General features: G+C 68.6%; 19 protein-coding genes. 8 read left to right on the forward strand and 11 right to left on the reverse strand.

What is annotated here, in order from left to right; all coding sequences use genetic code 11:
* Positions 1 to 53: 53 nt before the first annotated feature.
* Together AMK34_RS34920 and AMK34_RS34925 are read right to left on the reverse strand one after the other, a co-directional pair.
* A complete protein-coding gene (locus AMK34_RS34920; protein ID WP_038509054.1) occupies positions 54 to 485 on the reverse strand; it encodes a nitroreductase family deazaflavin-dependent oxidoreductase in 432 nt (143 codons plus the stop codon).
* A gap of 10 nt (positions 486 to 495) precedes the next feature.
* On the reverse strand, positions 496 to 1,278 hold the full coding sequence (locus AMK34_RS34925; RefSeq protein WP_073848209.1) for a TetR/AcrR family transcriptional regulator C-terminal domain-containing protein: 783 nt from the start codon (positions 1,276 to 1,278) through the stop codon (positions 496 to 498).
* A gap of 78 nt (positions 1,279 to 1,356) precedes the next feature.
* On the opposite strand from AMK34_RS34925, the gene AMK34_RS34930 reads away from it, so the two are divergent.
* Positions 1,357 to 3,618 carry an ATP-binding cassette domain-containing protein gene (locus AMK34_RS34930; RefSeq protein WP_073848210.1) on the forward strand — a complete coding sequence of 754 codons (2,262 nt, stop codon included), beginning with the start codon at positions 1,357 to 1,359 and terminating at the stop codon, positions 3,616 to 3,618.
* A gap of 51 nt (positions 3,619 to 3,669) precedes the next feature.
* Here AMK34_RS34930 and AMK34_RS34935 read toward each other — a convergent pair whose 3' ends face one another.
* Complete coding sequence (locus AMK34_RS34935; RefSeq protein ID WP_073848211.1) at positions 3,670 to 4,524, reverse strand: hypothetical protein; 855 nt, start codon at positions 4,522 to 4,524, stop codon at positions 3,670 to 3,672.
* A 138-nt stretch (positions 4,525 to 4,662) separates the two neighbouring features.
* Here AMK34_RS34935 and AMK34_RS34940 point away from each other — a divergent pair, with 138 nt between their 5' ends.
* The 4 genes from AMK34_RS34940 to AMK34_RS34955 all read left to right on the forward strand — a co-directional run bounded on the left by AMK34_RS34940 (position 4,663) and on the right by AMK34_RS34955 (position 7,935).
* Entirely contained in the window at positions 4,663 to 5,796 is a 1,134-nt protein-coding gene (locus tag AMK34_RS34940) for a metallophosphoesterase (RefSeq protein ID WP_073848212.1), read from the forward strand.
* 123 nt (positions 5,797 to 5,919) lie between these two features.
* Positions 5,920 to 6,564 (forward strand): DUF998 domain-containing protein, encoded by a 645-nt coding sequence (locus AMK34_RS34945; protein ID WP_073848213.1) that lies wholly within the window; start codon positions 5,920 to 5,922, stop codon positions 6,562 to 6,564.
* 23 nt (positions 6,565 to 6,587) lie between these two features.
* Positions 6,588 to 7,385 carry an alpha/beta fold hydrolase gene (locus AMK34_RS34950; protein ID WP_073848214.1) on the forward strand — a complete coding sequence of 266 codons (798 nt, stop codon included), beginning with the start codon at positions 6,588 to 6,590 and terminating at the stop codon, positions 7,383 to 7,385.
* A 13-nt stretch (positions 7,386 to 7,398) separates the two neighbouring features.
* Positions 7,399 to 7,935, forward strand: a complete 537-nt coding sequence (locus AMK34_RS34955; RefSeq protein ID WP_073848215.1) for an O-acetyl-ADP-ribose deacetylase — start codon at positions 7,399 to 7,401, stop codon at positions 7,933 to 7,935.
* A gap of 470 nt (positions 7,936 to 8,405) precedes the next feature.
* Here the strand turns inward: AMK34_RS34955 and AMK34_RS34960 are convergent, their stop codons facing one another.
* Genes AMK34_RS34960 through AMK34_RS34970 form a run of 3 tightly spaced genes read right to left on the reverse strand, consistent with a single transcriptional unit; the run spans position 8,406 to position 12,276 of the window.
* Entirely contained in the window at positions 8,406 to 9,389 is a 984-nt protein-coding gene (locus AMK34_RS34960; RefSeq protein ID WP_073848216.1) for a PD40 domain-containing protein, read from the reverse strand.
* Positions 9,386 to 10,630 carry an MFS transporter gene (locus tag AMK34_RS34965; protein ID WP_073848217.1) on the reverse strand — a complete coding sequence of 415 codons (1,245 nt, stop codon included), beginning with the start codon at positions 10,628 to 10,630 and terminating at the stop codon, positions 9,386 to 9,388. Before AMK34_RS34965 ends, AMK34_RS34960 begins: the two co-directional genes overlap by 4 nt.
* Before the next feature lie 59 nt (positions 10,631 to 10,689).
* Positions 10,690 to 12,276 (reverse strand): discoidin domain-containing protein, encoded by a 1,587-nt coding sequence (locus AMK34_RS34970; RefSeq protein WP_241832934.1) that lies wholly within the window; start codon positions 12,274 to 12,276, stop codon positions 10,690 to 10,692.
* 148 nt (positions 12,277 to 12,424) lie between these two features.
* Here AMK34_RS34970 and AMK34_RS34975 point away from each other — a divergent pair, with 148 nt between their 5' ends.
* The gene (locus AMK34_RS34975) at positions 12,425 to 13,069 is read left to right on the forward strand and encodes an HAD-IA family hydrolase (RefSeq protein WP_073848218.1); all 645 of its coding nucleotides are present in this window, start codon (positions 12,425 to 12,427) and stop codon (positions 13,067 to 13,069) included.
* Here the strand turns inward: AMK34_RS34975 and AMK34_RS34980 are convergent.
* On the reverse strand, positions 13,059 to 13,526 hold the full coding sequence (locus AMK34_RS34980) for an NUDIX domain-containing protein (RefSeq protein WP_073848219.1): 468 nt from the start codon (positions 13,524 to 13,526) through the stop codon (positions 13,059 to 13,061). The genes AMK34_RS34975 and AMK34_RS34980 overlap by 11 nt on opposite strands.
* Positions 13,527 to 13,667: 141 nt before the next feature.
* Between AMK34_RS34980 and AMK34_RS34985 the strand changes: the two genes are divergently transcribed.
* Both AMK34_RS34985 and AMK34_RS34990 read left to right on the forward strand, forming a co-directional pair.
* Positions 13,668 to 14,108, forward strand: coding sequence for a DoxX family protein (locus tag AMK34_RS34985; protein WP_038509043.1), 441 nt, complete (start codon positions 13,668 to 13,670; stop codon positions 14,106 to 14,108).
* A gap of 196 nt (positions 14,109 to 14,304) precedes the next feature.
* The gene (locus AMK34_RS34990) at positions 14,305 to 14,730 is read left to right on the forward strand and encodes a DoxX family protein (protein WP_073848220.1); all 426 of its coding nucleotides are present in this window, start codon (positions 14,305 to 14,307) and stop codon (positions 14,728 to 14,730) included.
* A gap of 79 nt (positions 14,731 to 14,809) precedes the next feature.
* On the opposite strand, the gene AMK34_RS34995 is transcribed toward AMK34_RS34990, so the two are convergent.
* Genes AMK34_RS34995 through AMK34_RS35010 form a run of 4 tightly spaced genes read right to left on the reverse strand, consistent with a single transcriptional unit; the run spans position 14,810 to position 18,688 of the window.
* Positions 14,810 to 15,415, reverse strand: a complete 606-nt coding sequence (locus tag AMK34_RS34995) for a GTP-binding protein (protein ID WP_026466899.1) — start codon at positions 15,413 to 15,415, stop codon at positions 14,810 to 14,812.
* On the reverse strand, positions 15,396 to 15,767 hold the full coding sequence (locus AMK34_RS35000) for a DUF742 domain-containing protein (protein ID WP_016336739.1): 372 nt from the start codon (positions 15,765 to 15,767) through the stop codon (positions 15,396 to 15,398). Before AMK34_RS35000 ends, AMK34_RS34995 begins: the two co-directional genes overlap by 20 nt.
* Positions 15,764 to 16,174, reverse strand: coding sequence for a roadblock/LC7 domain-containing protein (locus AMK34_RS35005; RefSeq protein WP_037341577.1), 411 nt, complete (start codon positions 16,172 to 16,174; stop codon positions 15,764 to 15,766). Before AMK34_RS35005 ends, AMK34_RS35000 begins: the two co-directional genes overlap by 4 nt.
* Positions 16,175 to 18,688, reverse strand: a complete 2,514-nt coding sequence (locus tag AMK34_RS35010) for a sensor histidine kinase (RefSeq protein ID WP_073848221.1) — start codon at positions 18,686 to 18,688, stop codon at positions 16,175 to 16,177. It lies immediately after the preceding gene.
* Between the last annotated feature and the right edge of the window lie 82 nt (positions 18,689 to 18,770).

An 18,770-nucleotide genomic window follows, 5' to 3' on the forward strand; every position in this document is an offset into this window, starting at 1 on the left:
TTACCGACTCGCCGGTAGGGCCGATGGACCCGGCCCGTGCGGGGGATGCCGGGCTACGCCTTGGGCGAGAGCAGGACGACGGGGATCTCCCGGTCGGTCTTGGTCTGGTACTGCGCGTAGTTCTTGAAGTCCGCGGTGATCTTCGGCCACAGGCGGGCGCGCAGATCGGCGTCGGCGACGCTCGCGACCATCGGCTTCGCGGCCTCGCCCTTCAGCGTGACCTGGACGTCGGGGTTGTCGCGGAGGTTGAGGAACCACGCCGGGTGCTGGTCGTCGCCACCGCGGGAGGCGACGATGACGTACGCGTCGCCCTCGCGCAGCGGCGAGGTCAGCAGGACTGTGCGCGGCTGGCCGGATTTGCGGCCGATGGTGGTCAGTTCCAGGACGGTCATCCCGGCGACCTGCCAGCCGGCGCGGCCGCCGCTGACCTTCTGGATGACGCGGTGGACGGCGTTCATGGTCTTCAAGGCGAAATCGGAGGGCATGCGGAGAAGGCTACTCCGCTTTGGTCGCGACTTCGATTCCGTCCAGCAAGACGGACAGCGAGAACTCGAAGGCCTCCCTGGCCTCCTGCTCCAGATAGGACACCGTTTCGTCCTCCATGCGGAACGCCTGCTCGGCCTCCATCCAGGTCAGCGTCGGGAATCGCTCGGCGAAGTCCGGCGAGACCTCCTTCAGATGCGCGGACCTCGCGTGCCACCACTCGTCGTCGGACTGCCCTGTCACCTTTTCGGCGAGCCTGGCCTCCGAGGCCGTCCTGGCGGGCTCTCGCACGCACGAGTACAGCGCGCTGACCAGCCGTCGCAGCGCCACCGGGGGCAATCCGGTCCGGCGCAGGATCTTCACCAGCGCCTCCAGCACGACGTACTCGTTCGGCCCGAGCACCGGCCGCGCCTGCGAGACCTGCAGGACCCACGGGTGCCGAAGATAGAAGTCCCAGAGATCCTCGGCCCAGCGCGCGGCGTCCGCGCGCCAGCCGTCTCCGTCGTAAACGACCGAGACCTCGGCGAGCGCCTTGTCGTACATGAGATCGACCAGTTCGGTCTTGCTCGGGACATAGGTGTAGAGCGCCATGGCCGTCCGGCCGAGCCTGTCCCCGACCGCACGCATCGAAAGGCCCGCCATGCCTTCGGCGTCCGCGATGGTGATGGCGGTGTCGACGATCAGTTCCACCGAAAGCCCCGGCTTGGGGCCGGGCCGCTCGGCGTCCGGCGGCTCGGTCCGCCACAGCAGTGCCATCGACCGCCGAGGGTCACCCTGCGCCGCGTAGACGACCACTTGCCAACTCCTTACAGCATAAACTAACCTCTGCTACCCTCACTTTACAGGCTAAAGAGTTCCAACCAGGGGAGAGCCATGCCTTCGGCCGCCGACAGTCACGACATGATCCAGGTGCGCGGAGCCAGAGAGAACAACCTCGCCGACGTCTCGGTCGACATCCCCAAACGCCGCCTCACCGTCTTCACCGGTGTCTCGGGGTCGGGGAAGTCGTCCTTGGTGTTCGGCACCATCGCCGCCGAATCGCAGCGGCTGATCAACGAGACCTACACCGCGTTCATCCAGTCCTTCATGGCCCCCGTCGGACGGCCGGACGTGGACGCGCTGCGGAACCTGAGCGCCGCGATCGTCGTCGACCAGGAGCGGATGGGGGCCAACTCCCGCTCCACGGTCGGCACCGCGACCGACGCGCACACGATGCTGCGGATCGTCTTCAGCAGGCTGGGGACCCCGCACGTGGGGACGTCGGGAGCGTTCAGCTTCAACCTTCCCGAGGGGATGTGCCCCGACTGCGAGGGGTTGGGGAAGGTCTCCAGCATCGACATCGACCAGCTCGTCGACAAAGAGCTTTCGCTCGACGAAGGGGCGATCACCGTCCCGAACTTCGCGCCCGGCAGCTGGTACTGGAAGGGTCTGGCGGAGTCCGGTTTCGTCGACCCCGCGGTCAAGCTCAAGGACTACACCCCGCAGCAGTGGGAAGACTTCATGCACAAACCCGCCACCAAGATGAAGCTCGGCGGGATGAACACCACCTACGAGGGCCTGCTGGTGAAGGTGCAGCGGCTGTTCCTGTCGAAGGACAAGGAAGCGACGCAGCCGCACATCCGGGCCTTCGTGGACAGGGCGATCACGTTCCGGCGATGCCCGGCGTGCGACGGCGCGCGGCTCAACCAAGCGGCGCTGTCCTCGAAGATCGAAGGCCTGAACATCGCCGACTGCTCGTCGATGCAGATCAACGATCTCGCGGATTTCCTCCGCAAGATCGACGATCCGTCGGTGGGGCCGCTGATGCAGACCCTGCGCGGCACCCTCGACTCGCTCGTCGAGATCGGCCTCGGCTACCTGAGCCTCGATCGCGAATCCGGGACGCTTTCGGGCGGTGAGGCGCAGCGCGTGAAGATGGTGCGGCACCTGGGTTCCAGCCTCACCGACGTCACCTACGTGTTCGACGAGCCGACCGTCGGGCTGCACCCGCACGACATCCAGCGGATGAACGGTCTCCTGCTCCTGTTGAAGGACAAGGGGAACACGGTGCTCGTCGTCGAGCACAAACCGGAGACCATCGAGATCGCCGACCACGTCGTCGACCTCGGCCCCGGCGCGGGCCCGAACGGCGGGCAGATCTGCTACACCGGCGACGTCGCCGGCCTGCGGGCGTCCGGCACGCTGACCGGACGGCACCTCGACCACCGTGCCCGGCTGCGCACGGACGTCCGCGCGGCACGCGGGCAGATCGAGATCCGCAACGCGACCCGGCACAACCTGCGCGGTGTCGACGTCGACATCCCGCTGGGCGTGCTGACCGTGGTCACCGGGGTCGCCGGTTCGGGCAAGAGCTCGCTCATCCACGGTTCACTGTCCACAAGGGACGACGTGGTGGTGCTCGACCAGTCGGCCATCCGCGGCTCGCGGCGCAGCAATCCGGCGACCTACACCGGCCTGCTCGACCCGATCCGCACCGCGTTCGCCAAGGCCAACGGCGTCAAGGCGGCCCTGTTCAGCGCGAACTCCGAAGGCGCGTGCCCGAAATGCAAGGGCATCGGGCTGATCTACACCGACCTGGCGATGATGGCCGGGGTGGCGACGGTCTGCGAGGAATGCGAGGGCAAGCGGTTCACCGCCGAAGTCCTGACCTACAAACTGCGGGGCAAGGACATCAGCGAGGTGCTCGCCATGCCCGTCGCCGAGGCACGCGAATTCTTCCCGTCGGGGCAGGCGCGGACGATCCTGGACCGGCTTTCCGACGTCGGCCTCGGCTACCTCGGGCTCGGGCAGCCGCTCACGACGCTGTCCGGCGGGGAGCGGCAGCGGATCAAACTCGCCATCCGGATGGCGGAGAAGTCGGCGACCTACGTCCTCGACGAGCCGACCACCGGACTACACCTCGCCGACGTCGACCAGTTGCTGGGCCTGCTCGACCGGCTCGTCGACGACGGGAACACGGTGGTGGTCATCGAGCACCACCAGGCCGTGATGGCGCACGCGGACTGGATCGTCGATCTCGGGCCGGGCGCGGGTTCGGACGGGGGCCAGGTGGTGTTCACGGGCACTCCGGCCGATCTGGTCGCTTCGGGTGACACGCTCACGGCGCGGCACCTTCGCACCTACGTCGGCCGCTAGCGCGTGCAATGAAAGGTCCTTTCCTTGCAAATTTTGCAAGGAAAGGACCTTTCATTGCAGCCGGGACCGACGCCGAACCGCTTCACGACCGGCCACCGCACCGATAAGCCCCAGCACCACCAAGGCCAGTCCCGAAGTCACCATCTCCACCGGCGAAGCCGCCAGCGGCGAAACCCCGGTCACCGACTCCAGCCCCACCACCGCGGTCAGCACCGAGTAGGCGCCGATCGCCGCCCACACCACCCGCACGCGCCGCCGTTCCGTCCAGTCCGCGAACCGCAGCAGCCAGGCGAGGCCCGGCACGATGAGGATCGCGTGCATCGCCACCGCGTGCAGCGGCTTCAGCGCGCCGGCGGTGGTGTACGCGAGCTGCGGATTCCCGCCCCGCGCCTCGACGACGCCGCTCGCGATCATCGCCGCGCCCGCACCCAACGCCACCAGCAGCGCGACGAGCCCGAACCGCACCGCGAGCCGCATGCTCGCGGTCGTCTCCCCTTCGCCGCGTATCGCCGCGGCCGTGAACGTCACCGCCGTCAGGATGATGACGCCGCCGCCCGCCGCGAGCGTCGTCGACACGGCGTTGTCGAAGCCGGTCTCGAAGTTGAAATGCGACGGCACCCCGCGCCAGGCCTGCATGCTGACCAGCACCGTCTCCACGACACTCGCCCCCGTGAACACGCCGAGCAGCGTGTTCCGCACGCGTGGCCGGACCGCGACGTACGACGTCGCCCAGGCGACGGTGACCAGCGTCAGCCCGAACGAAAGGCCGAACGTGACCGCCTTCCGCATCGACAGCGGCCCGGTCCACGAACCGCCGGACGCGATCAGCACGACCGCGTGCACGAGACCGCTGAGGAACAGGAGCGCCCCGGTCGCGTAGGCGACACGTTCGATCGTCCGCATCATGCCGTCGAGTGTCTTCCGTGGCGACGAGGAAAGCGTCGGCCGTGAAGCGACACCGCGCGTACGTCCGTCTACGTACCTGAGACGCCCCTCAGCGAAAACGGCGGTAGAGACCATTGGGCTGTTAGTCTGGCCGTCATCATGCCCCGCATCCTTGTCCGCGTCGCCGCGCTGATCGCCGTCCTCGCCCTCCTGTTCGGTGTGCCGTGGTGGACGATCGTCGGCTCCCCCGAACTCCCGGCCGCGCTCGAAGTCCTCGGAACGATCGTGTTCGCGGTCGCGGCCGTCGCCGTGCCCGCGTGCATGGTCCTCGGCCACGGCCCGTGGCAGCGCGACCTCGCCGCGAAGATCGGCGACCTCTCCCTCGGGCTGATCTGGCTGCTGTTCTCGTTGTCCGTACTCGGAAACGTACTGCGGCTGATCCTCGCCGTGTCCGGAGTGGACAGTGCGGCAGGCATTGTGTCCGGCGTCGTCCTGGTGGCCTTCGTGGCGCTGGCGGCGTACGGGATGGTCGAGGCCCGGCGCGTGCCGAGGCTCAAGGAACTCGACGTCGTGCTCCCCCGCCTCGGCGCCGGACTCGACGGCCTCCGCTTCGCGATCATCACCGACACCCATTTCGGCCCGCTGAACCGGACGAAGTGGTCGGAGAAGGTCGTCGAAGTGGTGAACGAACTCGACGCCGACGTCGTGGCCCACGCGGGTGACCTCGCCGACGGTTCCGTCGCCAAGCGACGTGAGCAGGTCGCGCCGCTCGGGAAGGTGCGGGCGAAACTCGGCAAGTTCTACATCACCGGCAACCACGAGTACTTCGGCGAGGCGCAGGCCTGGCTCGACCATATGCGCGATCTCGGCTGGGAGCCGCTGCACAACCGGCATCTGCCCGTCCACCAGGGCGGCGACACACTGGTCTTCGCCGGGATCGACGACCCGACCGGCGCCGCCTCCGGCCTGCCCGGCCACGGCCCCGACCTCCCCGCCGCGCTCGACGGCGTCGCCGCGAGCACGCCGGTCGTCCTGCTCGCCCACCAGCCGAAGCAGGTCAAGCAGGCCGCGGAGGCGGGTATCGACCTCCAGATCTCCGGGCACACCCACGGCGGCCAGATCTGGCCGTTCCATCTCCTGGTCCGGCTCGACCAGCCCGTACTGGCCGGTCTTTCGCGCCACGGCGAGCGCACGCAGCTCTACACGAGCCGCGGCACCGGCTTCTGGGGACCGCCGCTGCGTGTCTTCGCGCCGAGCGAGATCACCCTCCTGACCTTGCGAAACGGCAAGTAGCCACCCCGTTGCGACACCTTTCGGTGTCCCATCGGCACCACCGACAAATTTTTTTGTCTTGACAATCGAGACTTTCGGAGTGAGAGTTGTGCCAACGCACCCCGCCCCGAAAGGCAGAAACCGATGACCATCACCGCCACCCGGACCCACGTCGCGCTTCCCGCGCGCGCCCTGCTCGCCTGCGGCGCCGTCTCGGGCCCGCTGTACTTCCTGACCTCGCTCACCCAGGCCGCCGTGCGCGACGGCTTCGACCTGACGAAGCACCCGGCGAGCATGCTGAGCAACGGCGAGGCCGGCTGGATCCAGGTGACGAACTTCCTGGTCACCGGGGTCCTGATGATCGCGGGAGCGGTCGGCCTGAGCCGGACACTCGAACCGGGCAGAGGAAGCACGTGGGGGCCACGGCTGCTGGGCGTCTTCGGCGTGAGCCTGCTCTTCGCCGCGGTCTTCAAGGCCGACCCGGGCAATGGCTTCCCGGCCGGTTCCGGCCCCGCCACCATCAGCACCGCGGGCATCCTGCACATGGCCGCCGGCTCGGTCGGTTTCCTCTCGCTGATCGCCGCGACCTTCGTGTTCGCGAGCCGCTTCTCCCGTGAAGGCCACCGCGGCTGGGCCGCCTACTCCCGCGCCACCGGTATCGCGTTCTTCGCCGCCTTCGCCACGATGAGCTCCGGCAACGCGAACGCCGTCGTGATGCTCGCCTTCTGGGCCGCCGTGATGCTGGCCTGGGGCTGGGTCACCGCCGTCATCCTCCGCACCACCCGCTGAACGACTACAGGAGAATTCCCGCCATGAGCACCGTGACCTCGCAAGACGGCACCACCATCGCCTACACCCGCACCGGCTCCGGCCCCGCCGTCATCCTGGTCGACGGCGCGATGTGCCATCGCGAGTTCGGCCCGGCCAAACCGCTGGCCGCCGAACTGGCCGCGCACTTCACCGTCTACACCTACGACCGCCGCGGCCGCGGCGAGAGCGGCGACACCGCGCCGTTCTCCGTCGCCCGCGAAGTCGAGGACATCGCTGCACTGATCAAGGAAGCGGGCGGGACGGCCCACGTCTACGGGATCTCGTCCGGCGCCGCGCTCGCCCTCGAAGCCGCGAAGGCCGGGCTGCCGATCACGAAACTGGCGGTCTACGAATTCCCGCTGGTCGTCGACGACACGCGCCCGCCGGTCCCGGCCGACTACGACGAGCGGCTGGAGAACGCCATCGCCGCCGGCCGTCCCGGCACCGCGATCAAGACCTTCATGCGGGAAGGTGTCCGCGTCCCGGCGCCGGTCGTCTTCATGATGCAGTTCATGCCCGCCTGGCCGAAGCTGAAGAAGGTCGCGCCGACCCTGCGCTACGACGCCGCGTTGTTCGACGGCCTGCACGACGGCACCCCGCTGCCCGAAGGCCGCTGGGCGGGCGTTTCCGTGCCGACGCTGGTCATGGACGGCGGCAAGAGCCCCGCCTGGGTCCGCAACGGTGTCGCCGCCCTGGCGAAGGCGGTGCCCGGCGCCGAGCACCGCACGATCGAGGGCCAGACGCATATGCTCAAGCCGAAGGCCGTTGCCCCAATCCTGATCGAGTACTTCACCGACTGACGGAGCGATCCCGATGATCGAACTGGTCGAAGGCGACATCACCGAACAAGAGGTCGACGTCGTGGTCAACGCCGCGAACTCGTCACTGCTCGGCGGCGGCGGGGTGGACGGCGCGATCCACCGCCGCGGCGGGCCGGAGATCCTCACCGAATGCCGGGCCCTGCGCGCGGGCCACTACGGCAAGGGACTGAAGACCGGAGAGGCGGTCGCCACCACGGCGGGCCGCCTCCCGGCGCGCTGGGTGGTGCACACCGTCGGGCCGGTGTGGTCCGATTCCGAAGACCGTTCGGCACTGCTGGCGGCCTGCCACCGCAACTCGCTGCACGTCGCCGCCGATCTCGGCGCGCACACCGTGGCGTTCCCCGCGATCTCGACCGGGATCTACCGGTGGCCCGTCGAGTCCGCGGCGGAAATCGCCCTCGAGACCGTGACGAACACGCTCGCGGCCGGGTCTTGTTCGGTGGAACTGGTGCGGTTCGTGCTCTTCGGGACCGCCGCCTACGACGTGTTCCGGGAGCAGGCGGACGCGATGGGCCTGGGCGGGTCGTGAGTGGCGTTTCGGGCCGGGCCTTGAGTACCTGCTGGACTTTGGCTGTGGCTGATCGCGGGTCGGGTCCGTGAAGGCCTCCTTACCTACCCTGAAGGTAGTGAAGGAGGCCTTCACTACCTTCAGAGATCGCCACCTGCAGCTCACCTGCACCAGCAATCACAACGACCACCACGGCGGCGCGTGAAGGCCCCCATCCCTCGGCTCAGCCGAGGAAACTCGACCTTCACACCTTCCCCAAGTACATGAAGGCCCCCTTCCTTGCGCCAGGCGCAAGGAAGGGGGCCTTCATGTACTTCAGGGTCCCGACTCAGTATCTACCGATCCGAAGCGCAGGGCGCAGCGTGAGCGAAGGCGTGACTCGCGTGATTGGGGACGTGACTCGCGTGACTGGAGGCCGCACTCGGGTGTTCCGCCTCTGATCACGCGAGTTCCGCCCTCAATCACGTGAGTGCGGTGCAACTCACGACCCACTACACACCGGCAGGTGAGGCGGCCTGCGCGACCAGCTCCCGCGGCGCCCCGCTCCCGTCCGCCGGAACCGACCAGACCGCCGAGTCCACGCCGTACGCCACGGTCCGGTCGTCGAGCCACGCCGCCTGGTCGTCCACGCTCCGCGTCTCGGCCAGCATGGTCTCCTTGCCGGAAGCCAGATCGAGGACGGCCAGCCGCCACGGCGCCGCGAGATCGGCGGAGACCTTCTTCTTGAAGGCGATCCGCTTCGCGTCCGGCGAGAGCGACGGGCATTCGACGTTCTCCCGGATCATCCTCGCGACGAGCTTCTCGTAGTCCGCCTCGACCAGGTACGTCTTCCCCTTCGTCCCCACGGTCGCGTAGAACTTCTTGCCGTCGGGGGCGAAGGTGATCCCCCAGTAGTTCACATCGGACGAGTAGTACGGCTTGCCGTCGAGCAGGAGCCCCATCTCCTCGATGCTCTTCATCAGCTTCCCGGTGGTCAGGTTGAAGATCCCCGCCCTGGTCGAAAACCCGGTCTCCGCATAGGAATCCCCGTTGACGAACAGCGTCCAGTAGGCGAGCTTCCCGTCCGGCGAGACCCGGCCGCGGCTGGGTGTGCCGGGCAGTTCGATCCGGCGGATCTCCTTGAGGTCCTTGTCCAGCACGATGACGTCGGTCATCGGCGGCAGCACTCCCGGCTGCGCGGCCAGGCACAGCGCCGTCCCCGCCGAAGCGGCGAACCGGTCGCAGCTGAGGCCGGACACCTTCCGGGGTTCGCCGGGACGGTCGGCCGGAACGGTGGCGAGATGGCCGAAGTCGGGGCCTTCGGCGGTGTTGCGGAACAGCAGTTGTCCCTTGGCCTGCACCGAAACCGGCTGCCCGGTCACGACCGCGACCGAGTTGACGGCAGGCCCGCGGTCCCGGGAGAGGACGCCGTAGCCGACGGCCGCCGCGATCAGGACGACGACCGCCGCCACCACTCCCAGGATCCGCGCCCTCATGCGTAGGTCCGCAACGGACGGAGGACGGCGGCCGCCACGACCACCACGGCCAGCGCGCCCGCGGCGACCAGGACCGCGGCGTGCAGATCCCAGGTGGTCCAGGCGAGTCCGAAAAGGACGGACGCGAGCATCCGCGTCGTCGCCTGCCCGGTCTGCACCAGCGCCAGCCCGCTCGCCCGCTGGTGTTCGGGCAGCAGCGGCCCGGCGGCGGCCATCAGGACACCGTCGGTGGCCGCGTAGAAGACACCGTGCAGCACGAGCGCCAGCACCGCGAGGATGCCGCCGTCCACCGGGCCGAGCAGCGCCAGCAGCGCGACGACCAGCGCGACGTGCCCACCGAGGAACACCTTCCAGCGGCCGATGCGGTCCGAAAGCCTGCCGAACGGAACGGCGAGCAGCAGGTACACCCCCGCGGTTCCCAGCGGCAGCAAGGGAAAGAAGACCGCGCCGAGTTCCCATCGGCGCTGCAGCACGAGGTAGAGGAACGAGTCGCTGAGGGTGACCAGGCCCAGCAGCGCCGCCCAGACGCAGATCCGCCGGAACGACGCCTGCCGGATCAGGCCCGCCGTCTCCCGCAAGGAGACCTTGGGCCGCTCGGCTCGCGGCTTCGGCTGGTGATCCTTGACCAGCACCACCAGGATGATCACGCCGATCGCGGCGATGCAGAAGCTCGTGAAGAACACCGAGTCGTAGCTGCCCAGGCTGAGCCAGAGCACGGCCATCGCGACCAGCGGCCCGAGGAACGCGCCGAAGGTGTCCATCGCGCGGTGCACGCCGAACGCGCGGCCGAGGTGTTCGGGATCGCTGCTCAAGGTGATCAACGCGTCGCGCGGGGCGGTCCGGACGCCTTTGCCGGTGCGGTCGGCCGCGAGCACGGCGCCGATCGCGACGGTGGACGAACCCGCCAGCATCAGGCCGATCTTGCCCAAAGCCGAGAGCCCGTAACCGAAGCAGGCGACCGCCTTGAGCTTCTGCCAGCGGTCCGCGAGATGGCCGCCGACAAGCCGGACGACGGCGGTGACACCGGAATAGAGGCCGTCGAGCACACCGAACTGCAGCGGGCTCAGGCCGAGACCGAGGACGAGGTAGAGCGGGAGGACCGCGGTCACCATCTCCGACGAGATGTCGGTGACGAGGCTGACCAGGCCGAGCGCGACGACGTTCCCGGTGACGGCCCGCTTGACGCCGCTCTTCGGGACATCCGCCGCGGCGTCCGATCCCCTACTGGTGGCGATGTACATGGGAGACCTCCAGCGCCGGAAGGAGGTGCCGCGACGCGACGCGGCACTCCTCACGGGGATCAGTGGCAGGTGTAGGTGGGAGAGGAGTCGATGGTCTTGCCGTCGAGACCGATCAGCTGGGTCGAGAAGGCGTTGTCCGACATGTTCAGCTTGAGCACGCCGTAGGTCGAGATCGCCTTCGCGGTGGCCGGGTGTTCGGTCTTGACCGGGTAGAGGGTCGCCCCGCCGCCACCGCCGATGATCTGCACCGGACCGGCCGCGTCCTTGTCGCCGTCGGCGTTCTGCGGGTAGAAGCGCTCGTAGTGGTGGTCGTGCCCGTTGAGCACCAGGTCGACCTTGTTTCCGACCATGGTCTCCCAGAGCGTCGCCATCTTGTCGTTGTCGCCGTGGTCACCCGAGGTGTAGCGCGGGTGGTGGTAGTACGCGGCGACGCAGGGCTTGGTGTTGCTCTGCAGGTCCTGCTTGATCCAGTTCAGCTGCTCGTCGCTGATCGCGTTCGCGGCCAGACCGGGCGAGAACTCCGTGCTGTCGATGGCGACGAAGTGCCAGTTGCCCATTTCCCAGCTGTAGTAGGTCTTCCCGTTCGGCGTCGCGATCTTGCCGAAGTACTGCTTGTAGGCGCCCAGCGGGGTGTGGTCGTAGGTCTCGTGGTTGCCGGGGACCGGGTGCATGATGCTCTTGTACTTGCCCCAGGTCTTGTCGAAGTAGCTCGTGAAGTCCTCGATGTGGGCGTCGTCGTACTGGTTGTCGCCCATGGTGATCACCGCGGCCGGGTTCATCTGGCCGACCAGCGCGGCGGTCTTCGGGTGGATGCACGAGGACGAGGACGCGGTGCACTGTTCGGCGATGTCACCGGAAGCGGCGAGCACGAACGACGAGCCGCCCGCCTGCGTGGTCGCCTGCACCTGGTTGCTGGCCGCCGAGGTGTTGCCGGCGGCGTCCTTCGCACGGACTGTGTAGCTGTACGCGGTCGACGCGCTCAGCCCGCTGTCGGTGTAGGAAGCGCTTTCAGTTGTGCCGACGACCTGACCGTTCCGCAGCACCTCGTAGCCGCTGACGCCGACGTTGTCCGTCGAACCGGTCCACGTCAAGTCCACAGTGGACGCGGTGATCGAACCGGCCTTGAGGTTCGTCGGCGCGGTGGGCGCCTGCGTGTCGCCGGACGAGTCCGACGTCCCGTAAACCTGCATCTCCCAAAGGGAGTAGCCGTAACTGGTGGCGCGTTTGGTGCCGACGAGGCGCAGGTACCGGCCGCGGCCGGACAGCCCGGTGAGGTCGTCGGTCCCGCCGTTGCCGCCGGTGACGGACTTGATCGAGGTCCACGCCGAGCCGTCGTTGGAGACTTCCAGGCGATACGCGCTGGCGTACGCGGCCTCCCAGTTCAGCTTGACCCGGTTGATGGCCGAGGGGCCGCCGAGGTCGATGCGGATGAACTGCGGGTCCACGCCTTCGGCGCTCGCCCAGCGGGTGCTCGTCTTGCCGTCGACCGCGAGCGGGCCGCCGTAGGACGACGACTCCACCGAGGAGACGAGGACGGGTTTTCCTTGGGACAAAAGGACATCAGCGGCTTGCGCGTTGCCGCTGAGCAGCGTCGGCAACAGGATGGCGGCCGCGCCAAGTGGCAGTAGTCGGGTTCGGGCCTTCACATCGATCTCCCCGGGAATCCGTGGCGGCGGGTTGAGAGGGACGGGTGCGCGGCGTTCACTTCGAGTACACTTGTTCGTTTGGTAAGTTTCCTAACGAATGCGTACGGTAATCCGTACCACTCAGTGAGTCAAGACGTAGACTCGTCCCATGACCGGCGCATTGATCTTCGACTTCGACGGGACGCTGGTCGACACCGAGGCGGCCGTCCTCGTGGCCTGGCAGGAGACCTTCCGCGCCCGCGGCGACGAACTCCCCCTCGACGTCTGGCACACCGTGATCGGCACGCAGAACACCGCCGTCGCGATGTTCGAGCTGCTGGAGAAGAACGACGAGAACCTCGACCGGGTCGCGGTCCGCACCGGCGTCCGCGCCAGGGTCACCGAACTGCTGGAAGCCGTGGGGCCGCGTCCCGGCGTCGAGGAGTACCTCGCGGACGCGAAGGAGCAGGGACTGCGGCTGGCCATCGCGTCCAGCTCGACCGGCGACTGGGTCACCACCCACCTGAACCGGCTCGGCCTCGCGGACGCGTTCGAGGCCGTGCTCACCGGCGACCTCCACCAGGCGAAGCCGAGCCCGGACCTCTATCTGGCCGCGCTCGCCGCGCTGGATCTGCCCGCGGCCGAGGCGATCGCGTTCGAGGACTCACCGCACGGCGTGACCGCGGCGAAGGCCGCCGGACTCGAATGCGTCGCCGTGCCGAACGCGATCACCGCGGTGCTGAACTTCGACCACGCCGACCTCGTGCTGGGTTCGCTGGCCGACAAACCACTCGGCGAGCTGCTCAGCCGTTGAGCAGTTCACTCAGCCGGACGAGGAACGGGCGCTGCCCCTTGAGCAGCTTCTCCTCGGCTTCGGCCAGCCCGAACCAGGCGACCCTGTCGACCTCCGGGAACTCCTGCGTCCGGCCCGACCGTGGCGGCCACTCCATCTCGAAGACACCCGGCACGACCTGAGCCGGGTCGAGGTCTCCCTCCACCGCCCAGACCGTCACGACCTTGCCGCCGGACTGCTTCACCTCCCCGAGCGGGAGGTACTCCCCCTCCGGAGCCGGCAGCCCCAGCTCCTCCTGGAACTCGCGCCGCGCCGCGTCCTCCGGCGTCTCGTCCGGCTCGTACTCCCCCTTGGGCACCGACCAACCGCCCGCGTCCTTCTTCGCCCAGAACGGCCCGCCCATATGCCCGAGAAGCACCTCGGTCACCTCGCCCGACCTGCGGAAGAGCAGGATCCCGGCACTCGTCTTACCCGCCATGCCGTCCAGTCTGGCCTTGCTCCGACCGGGTGATGTGACCGGCCCGCGAAAAAAGTTTCGTCGTGGATGTCGATTCGCGTCGAGCCTGTCCGACGCGTTGTCAGAAGCCGCCCGACAGACACTCCCGGAAGGACCGGAACCATGACGCAGACCATCACCCCCGCCGAGACCACCACCGCCACCACCTCGCGTGCCGCCAAGGCCCAGGGCGCGATCCAGTCGGCCGTCCGGATCGTCGTCTCGTTCCTCTTCCTCTGCCACGGTTTGCAGGGATTCGGCTTCTTCGGTGGCGTCGACGGCGCGGGCGGCTCGGTCGAGCTCGGTTCCTGGCCCGGCTGGTACGGCAGCGTGATCGAGGTCGTCGGCGCCGCGCTGGTGCTGGTGGGCCTGTTCACCCGGCCGGTCGCGGTACTCCTCTCCGGCGTCATGGCCTACGCCTACTTCACCGTGCACGCGCCGGAAGGCTTGCTGCCGCTTCAGAACATGGGCGAGCTGTCCACCCTCTACTGCTGGATCTTCCTGCTGATCGCCGCGATCGGCCCGGGCACCTACGCCCTCGACACCCTGCGCCGTCGACGCTGAACGGGAATCGCGAGGCTCCTTTCCTGGATTGATTCCAGGAAAGGAGCCTTTTTATCGCGTACCTGTCGATTCGCTGTCAATAAATGAGGGCATAACATGGAATTACCCCCCGAAAGAAAGTTCCCTACCGATGGGGGTATCCGGCATCCTCAATCACATCAATGGTTTAGACCACCTTGAGCCGGAAGGATGCGTCATGACCCAGACAGCCGCCGCCACGACCACCGAGGTGGGCCCGACCGCTCCGAAGTGGCAGGGACTTACCCTCTCCGTGGTCCGCGTTGTGGTGTCGTTCCTCTTCCTCTGCCACGGTTTGCAGAAGATGGGACTGTTCGACAAGGCCGCCGTACCGGTCGGCACCTGGCCGGGCTGGTACGCCGGGGTGATCGAAACGGTCGGTTCGCTGCTCGTCCTGGCGGGCCTGTTCACCCGCCCCGTCGCGGTCCTGCTCTCGGGCACGATGGCGTACGCGTACTTCGTCGTACACCAGCCCGACGCGCTGCTTCCGTTGCAGAACAAGGGCGAGACGGCCGCGCTGTACTCCTGGATCTTCCTGCTGTTCGCGGTGGTGGGACCGGGCACCTACGCGCTCGACACCCTGCGCCGCCGCCGCAAGTCCTGAACCCCCGCCGATGCCAGGAACGGTCCTTTCCTTGCGAAATTTGCAAGGAAAGGACCGTTCCTGGCACTCCGGAGAGGCGTCAGCGGCCCTGCGGCAACCCGGCGGCCAGGTCCGAAAGCGCCAGCACGTGCTCCATCAGCACGGTCAGCACCTGCTTGGTCGACTCGCGTTCCCGCGCGTCGCACAGCAGCAGCGGGACGTCCATGCCGACGTCGAGCGCCTGCCGGACCTCCTCGGTGCCGTAGCGGTACGCGTTGTCGAAGCAGTTGACGGCGACGACGAACGGCAGGCCGCGGCGCTCGAAAAAGTCGACGGCCGCGAAGCAGCTGTCGAGCCGCCGGGTGTCCGCCAGCACGACGGCGCCGAGCGCGCCTTCGGCCAGCTCGTCCCACATGAACCAGAACCGGTCCTGACCGGGCGTGCCGAACAGGTACAGGATCAGCTCGGGGTTGATGGTGATGCGGCCGAAGTCCAGCGCCACCGTGGTGGTCGTCTTCTTCTCGACGCCGGTGAGGTCGTCGACGCCCTCGGACGCCGCGGTGATGACCTCCTCGGTGCGCAGCGGGGGAACCTCGCTGACCGAACCGACCATCGTGGTCTTACCGACCCCGAACCCGCCGGCGATGAGGACCTTGACCGCGTTCGCGGTCAACGATCGCCGGGGCTCAGAGTTTCCGGATGCCATCAAGAACCGCCTGGAGTACGTGTTTGTTGGGGGTGTCGGTGACCGGGGTCGCGGTGCGGAACAGCACGAGGTTCTGTTCGATGAGGTCGCTCAGCAGCACCTTCACCACCGGCAACGGCAGATCGATACGCGCGGCGACCTCCGCGACGGACGTCGGTCTCTGGCACAGGTTGAGGATCCGCCCGTACTCCGGCTCGAAGCCCGCGACCTCGTGCGAGGAGCGCATGGCGACCACCAGGGTGATCAGGTCGAGGCCGAGCGTGTCCGAGCGGGTGCGCCCGCCCGTGACGGCGTACGACCGGACCAGCGGCCCGGCCTCCTCCTCGAACCACGACTCGTGCCGCCCGCTCATGGCGAAGTGGGAGTCGCGGCGCGGGGCGCCGAGGTGAGCACCGCGCCGACCCGCTTGACCATCAGGTTCATCTCGTAGGCCACGAGGCCCATGTCCGCGTCCTCCTTCGCCAGCAGCGCGAGGCACGCGCCGCGGCCGGCCGCGGTGACGAACAGGAAGGCGTGGTCCATCTCGACCATGGTCTGACGGACGTTGCCGCCGCCGAAGTGCCGTCCCGTGCCCCGCGCGAGGCTCTGGAACGCCGACGCGACCGCGGACAGGTGCTCGCCGTCCTGCTCCGACAGGTTTCCCGACCGTCCGATGAGCAGGCCGTCGGAGGACAGGACCACCGCCCTGTCCGCCCCGCTGACGCGCTTGACCAGGTCATCCAGCAACCAGTCGAGTTCACTGACTCCCGCGTTGGCCATCTAGTCACGATCTCCGTACATGTCGAGGTCGGTGTAGTCGTCGGTGGGTTCGGTGTCCCGGCCGCGGCGCGTGCCCTGCTGGAACGCGGCGAGCCGGTTCCTGGCCAGCTCGGGGGTGTCCTCGCGGACCTCCTCGCGCTGGGCGGCCGGCCGGTCCTCCATCAGCTGGGGGACCAGGTTCGCCTGACGACGGCGCTGCGGCAGCGGTGGCCTGCCGGGCGCCTCGGGGCCGGGCCGCCGGGTCTGCGGCGGACGGCCGTCCTGGGGCCGGGTGTCGGCGGGCGGCCACGCCGGCGGCTGCACCGGCTGCGGACGGGCCTCGGCACGCGCGGGTTCCGGGCGGATCGGCTCGGGCCGCGGCGTTTCCGGCCGGGGCACGCGCGGCGGGCGCGGGGGCAGCGGCGGTAAGGCGCCTCCAGGCTGCTCCGGTCCCTGCTGCACCTGCGGCTGGGGTTGGGGCTGCGGCGCGACCGGCATCGGCACGGGCAGCTCGGGCCGCTCCGCGGGGAACTCGGTGCGGTGGCGGGCACGACGGCCCGGAAGCAGCGGCGCGGCCTCCGGCACCTCGGTGCTCTCGGGGTCCACCTCGTCCTCCGGCTCATCAGACGGGACCGGCGCGAGCAGGTCGGTGCGGACGAGCACGATGGCCCTGGTGCCGCCGTACGCGGATTCGCGCAGGTGCACGGAGATCCCGTGCCGTGCGGCGAGGCGCGCGACCACGAACAGGCCCAGCCGTGGCTCGGCTGACAAGGCCATGATGCCGAAGTCCGGCGGATCGGCCAACATCGCGTTCAGCTCGGCGGCCTGCTCGGGCTCGATACCGAGGCCCTGGTCCTCGACCTCGATCACGACACCCTTGCCGACCACGTTGCCCCGCAGCTCGACACGCGACTGCGGCGGCGAGAACGAGGTCGCGTTGTCGATGAGCTCCGCGAGCAGGTGCACGAGGTCGCCGACGACCGGGCCCTGTACCGCCATCGCGGGCATCTTCGCCGTCTTCACCCTGGCGAAGTCCTCGGTCTCGGCCGAGGCGCCGCGGGTCAGCTCGGCGAGCGTCACCGGCTTGCGCCACTGACGGCCGGGCTGGCCGCCACCGAGGATGATCAGGTTCTCGGCGTTGCGGCGGGCGCGGGTGGAGAGGTGGTCCAGCTGGAAGAGCGTGTCCAGCTGCTCCGGGTCCTCCTGCTTGCGCTCGGCCTGGTCGAGCACCTTGAGCTGGCGGTGCACGATGACCTGGCTGCGGTGCGCGATGTTGAGGAACACCGTCTTGGTGCCCTCACGGGTCCGGGCCTCTTCGACGGCGGCCGCGATGGCTGTCTGCTGCGCCTTGTTGAAGGCCTCGGCGACCTGGCCGATCTCGTCGTCGCCGTGGTCGAGGAAGTGACCCTTGTCGTCGAGGTCGACGGGTTCGCCCGCGCGCACCCGGTCCACCAGCTCCGGCAGCCGGATCTCGGCGACGTCGAGGGTGTCCTCGCGCAGCCGGGCCAGCCGTCCGATGAGCCGGTTCGACAGCCGCAGGGCGATGACGAACACGCCGATCGCCACCAGCAGCGCGATGGCCGCGGCGATGGCCGACGTGATCAGCGTCCGGTCGGCGTCGTCGACCGCCTGCGTCGTGGCCGTACCACTCTGCTCGACGAAGCCGCGCATCATCGCGTCGCTGACGCCGCGCGCGGCCTGCAGCCACGTCTGCTCGGGGATGGGGAGCGTGGCCTTGCTGTTCTGCAGGAAGGTGTTCTCGACCGTGTTGACGGCCTTCCACGGATCACTCGCGACGAGCTGGTCGAACTTCGCCTTGACGTCCGGGAGCATCCGCGAGACCGACGACTCCAGCTGCGAGCGGTAGGAACCGACCTCGGTGACGTACGCGCGGTAGGTCTCGTCGGTGAAGCCGCCGCCCGCGACGGCCGCGGCGGCGAGGGCGTTCGCGCGCTGCATCTGGTCGATCGCGGTGAACAGCGGGACCGCCGTGATCCGCTGATACGCGTTCTCGGCGTTCGGCGCGTCCTGGGCCAGCCCGGTCAGACCGTCGACGAACTGGTCGAGGATCTGGTTGTAGAAGGTGAAGGCGTCCAGCAGCGGAAGCTGACCGGAGTCGGCCGACTGCCGGATCTGCGGCATCTTCTGGAGGAGCCCGTTCAGCGTGGCGATGTTGCGCTGCACGCTGTCGGGCGAGTCCCCGATGAACTTCTGCAGATGCGCGGCGACACCCTGGGCGGCGGCGTCGGTCTTGGCGCGCTGCTCGGTGAGCGTGGCGTGCTGCGACCGGTCGCCGGCGAGCTCGCGCAGCGCCAGGCGCCGCTCTTCCTGTACTTGGACGAAGAAGGGGAGAGAAGGGGCTTCCGAGTCACGGATCCGCTGCGCGTAGTCACGGCCATTGACCGCGTCGAAGATCAGGTACCCGCCGATCGCCAGACCGACCAGCATCAGCGCGATGCTCGGAATGAGCGCGATCGTCAGAACGCGCGAACGAATCGAAGAGCCGCGGCCTCGTCCAAGGGAAATCTGCTTCACCGTGGTCCGTTTTCCTTCCGGCAGTTATTGGTGTCGGGTCGCCGGGGATCTCATACCCGCGGGATCCGATAGCCGGATCAAC

It is taken from the genome of Amycolatopsis sp. CB00013, assembly GCF_001905755.1.
Classification (GTDB): Bacteria; Actinomycetota; Actinomycetes; order Mycobacteriales; family Pseudonocardiaceae; genus Amycolatopsis; species Amycolatopsis japonica.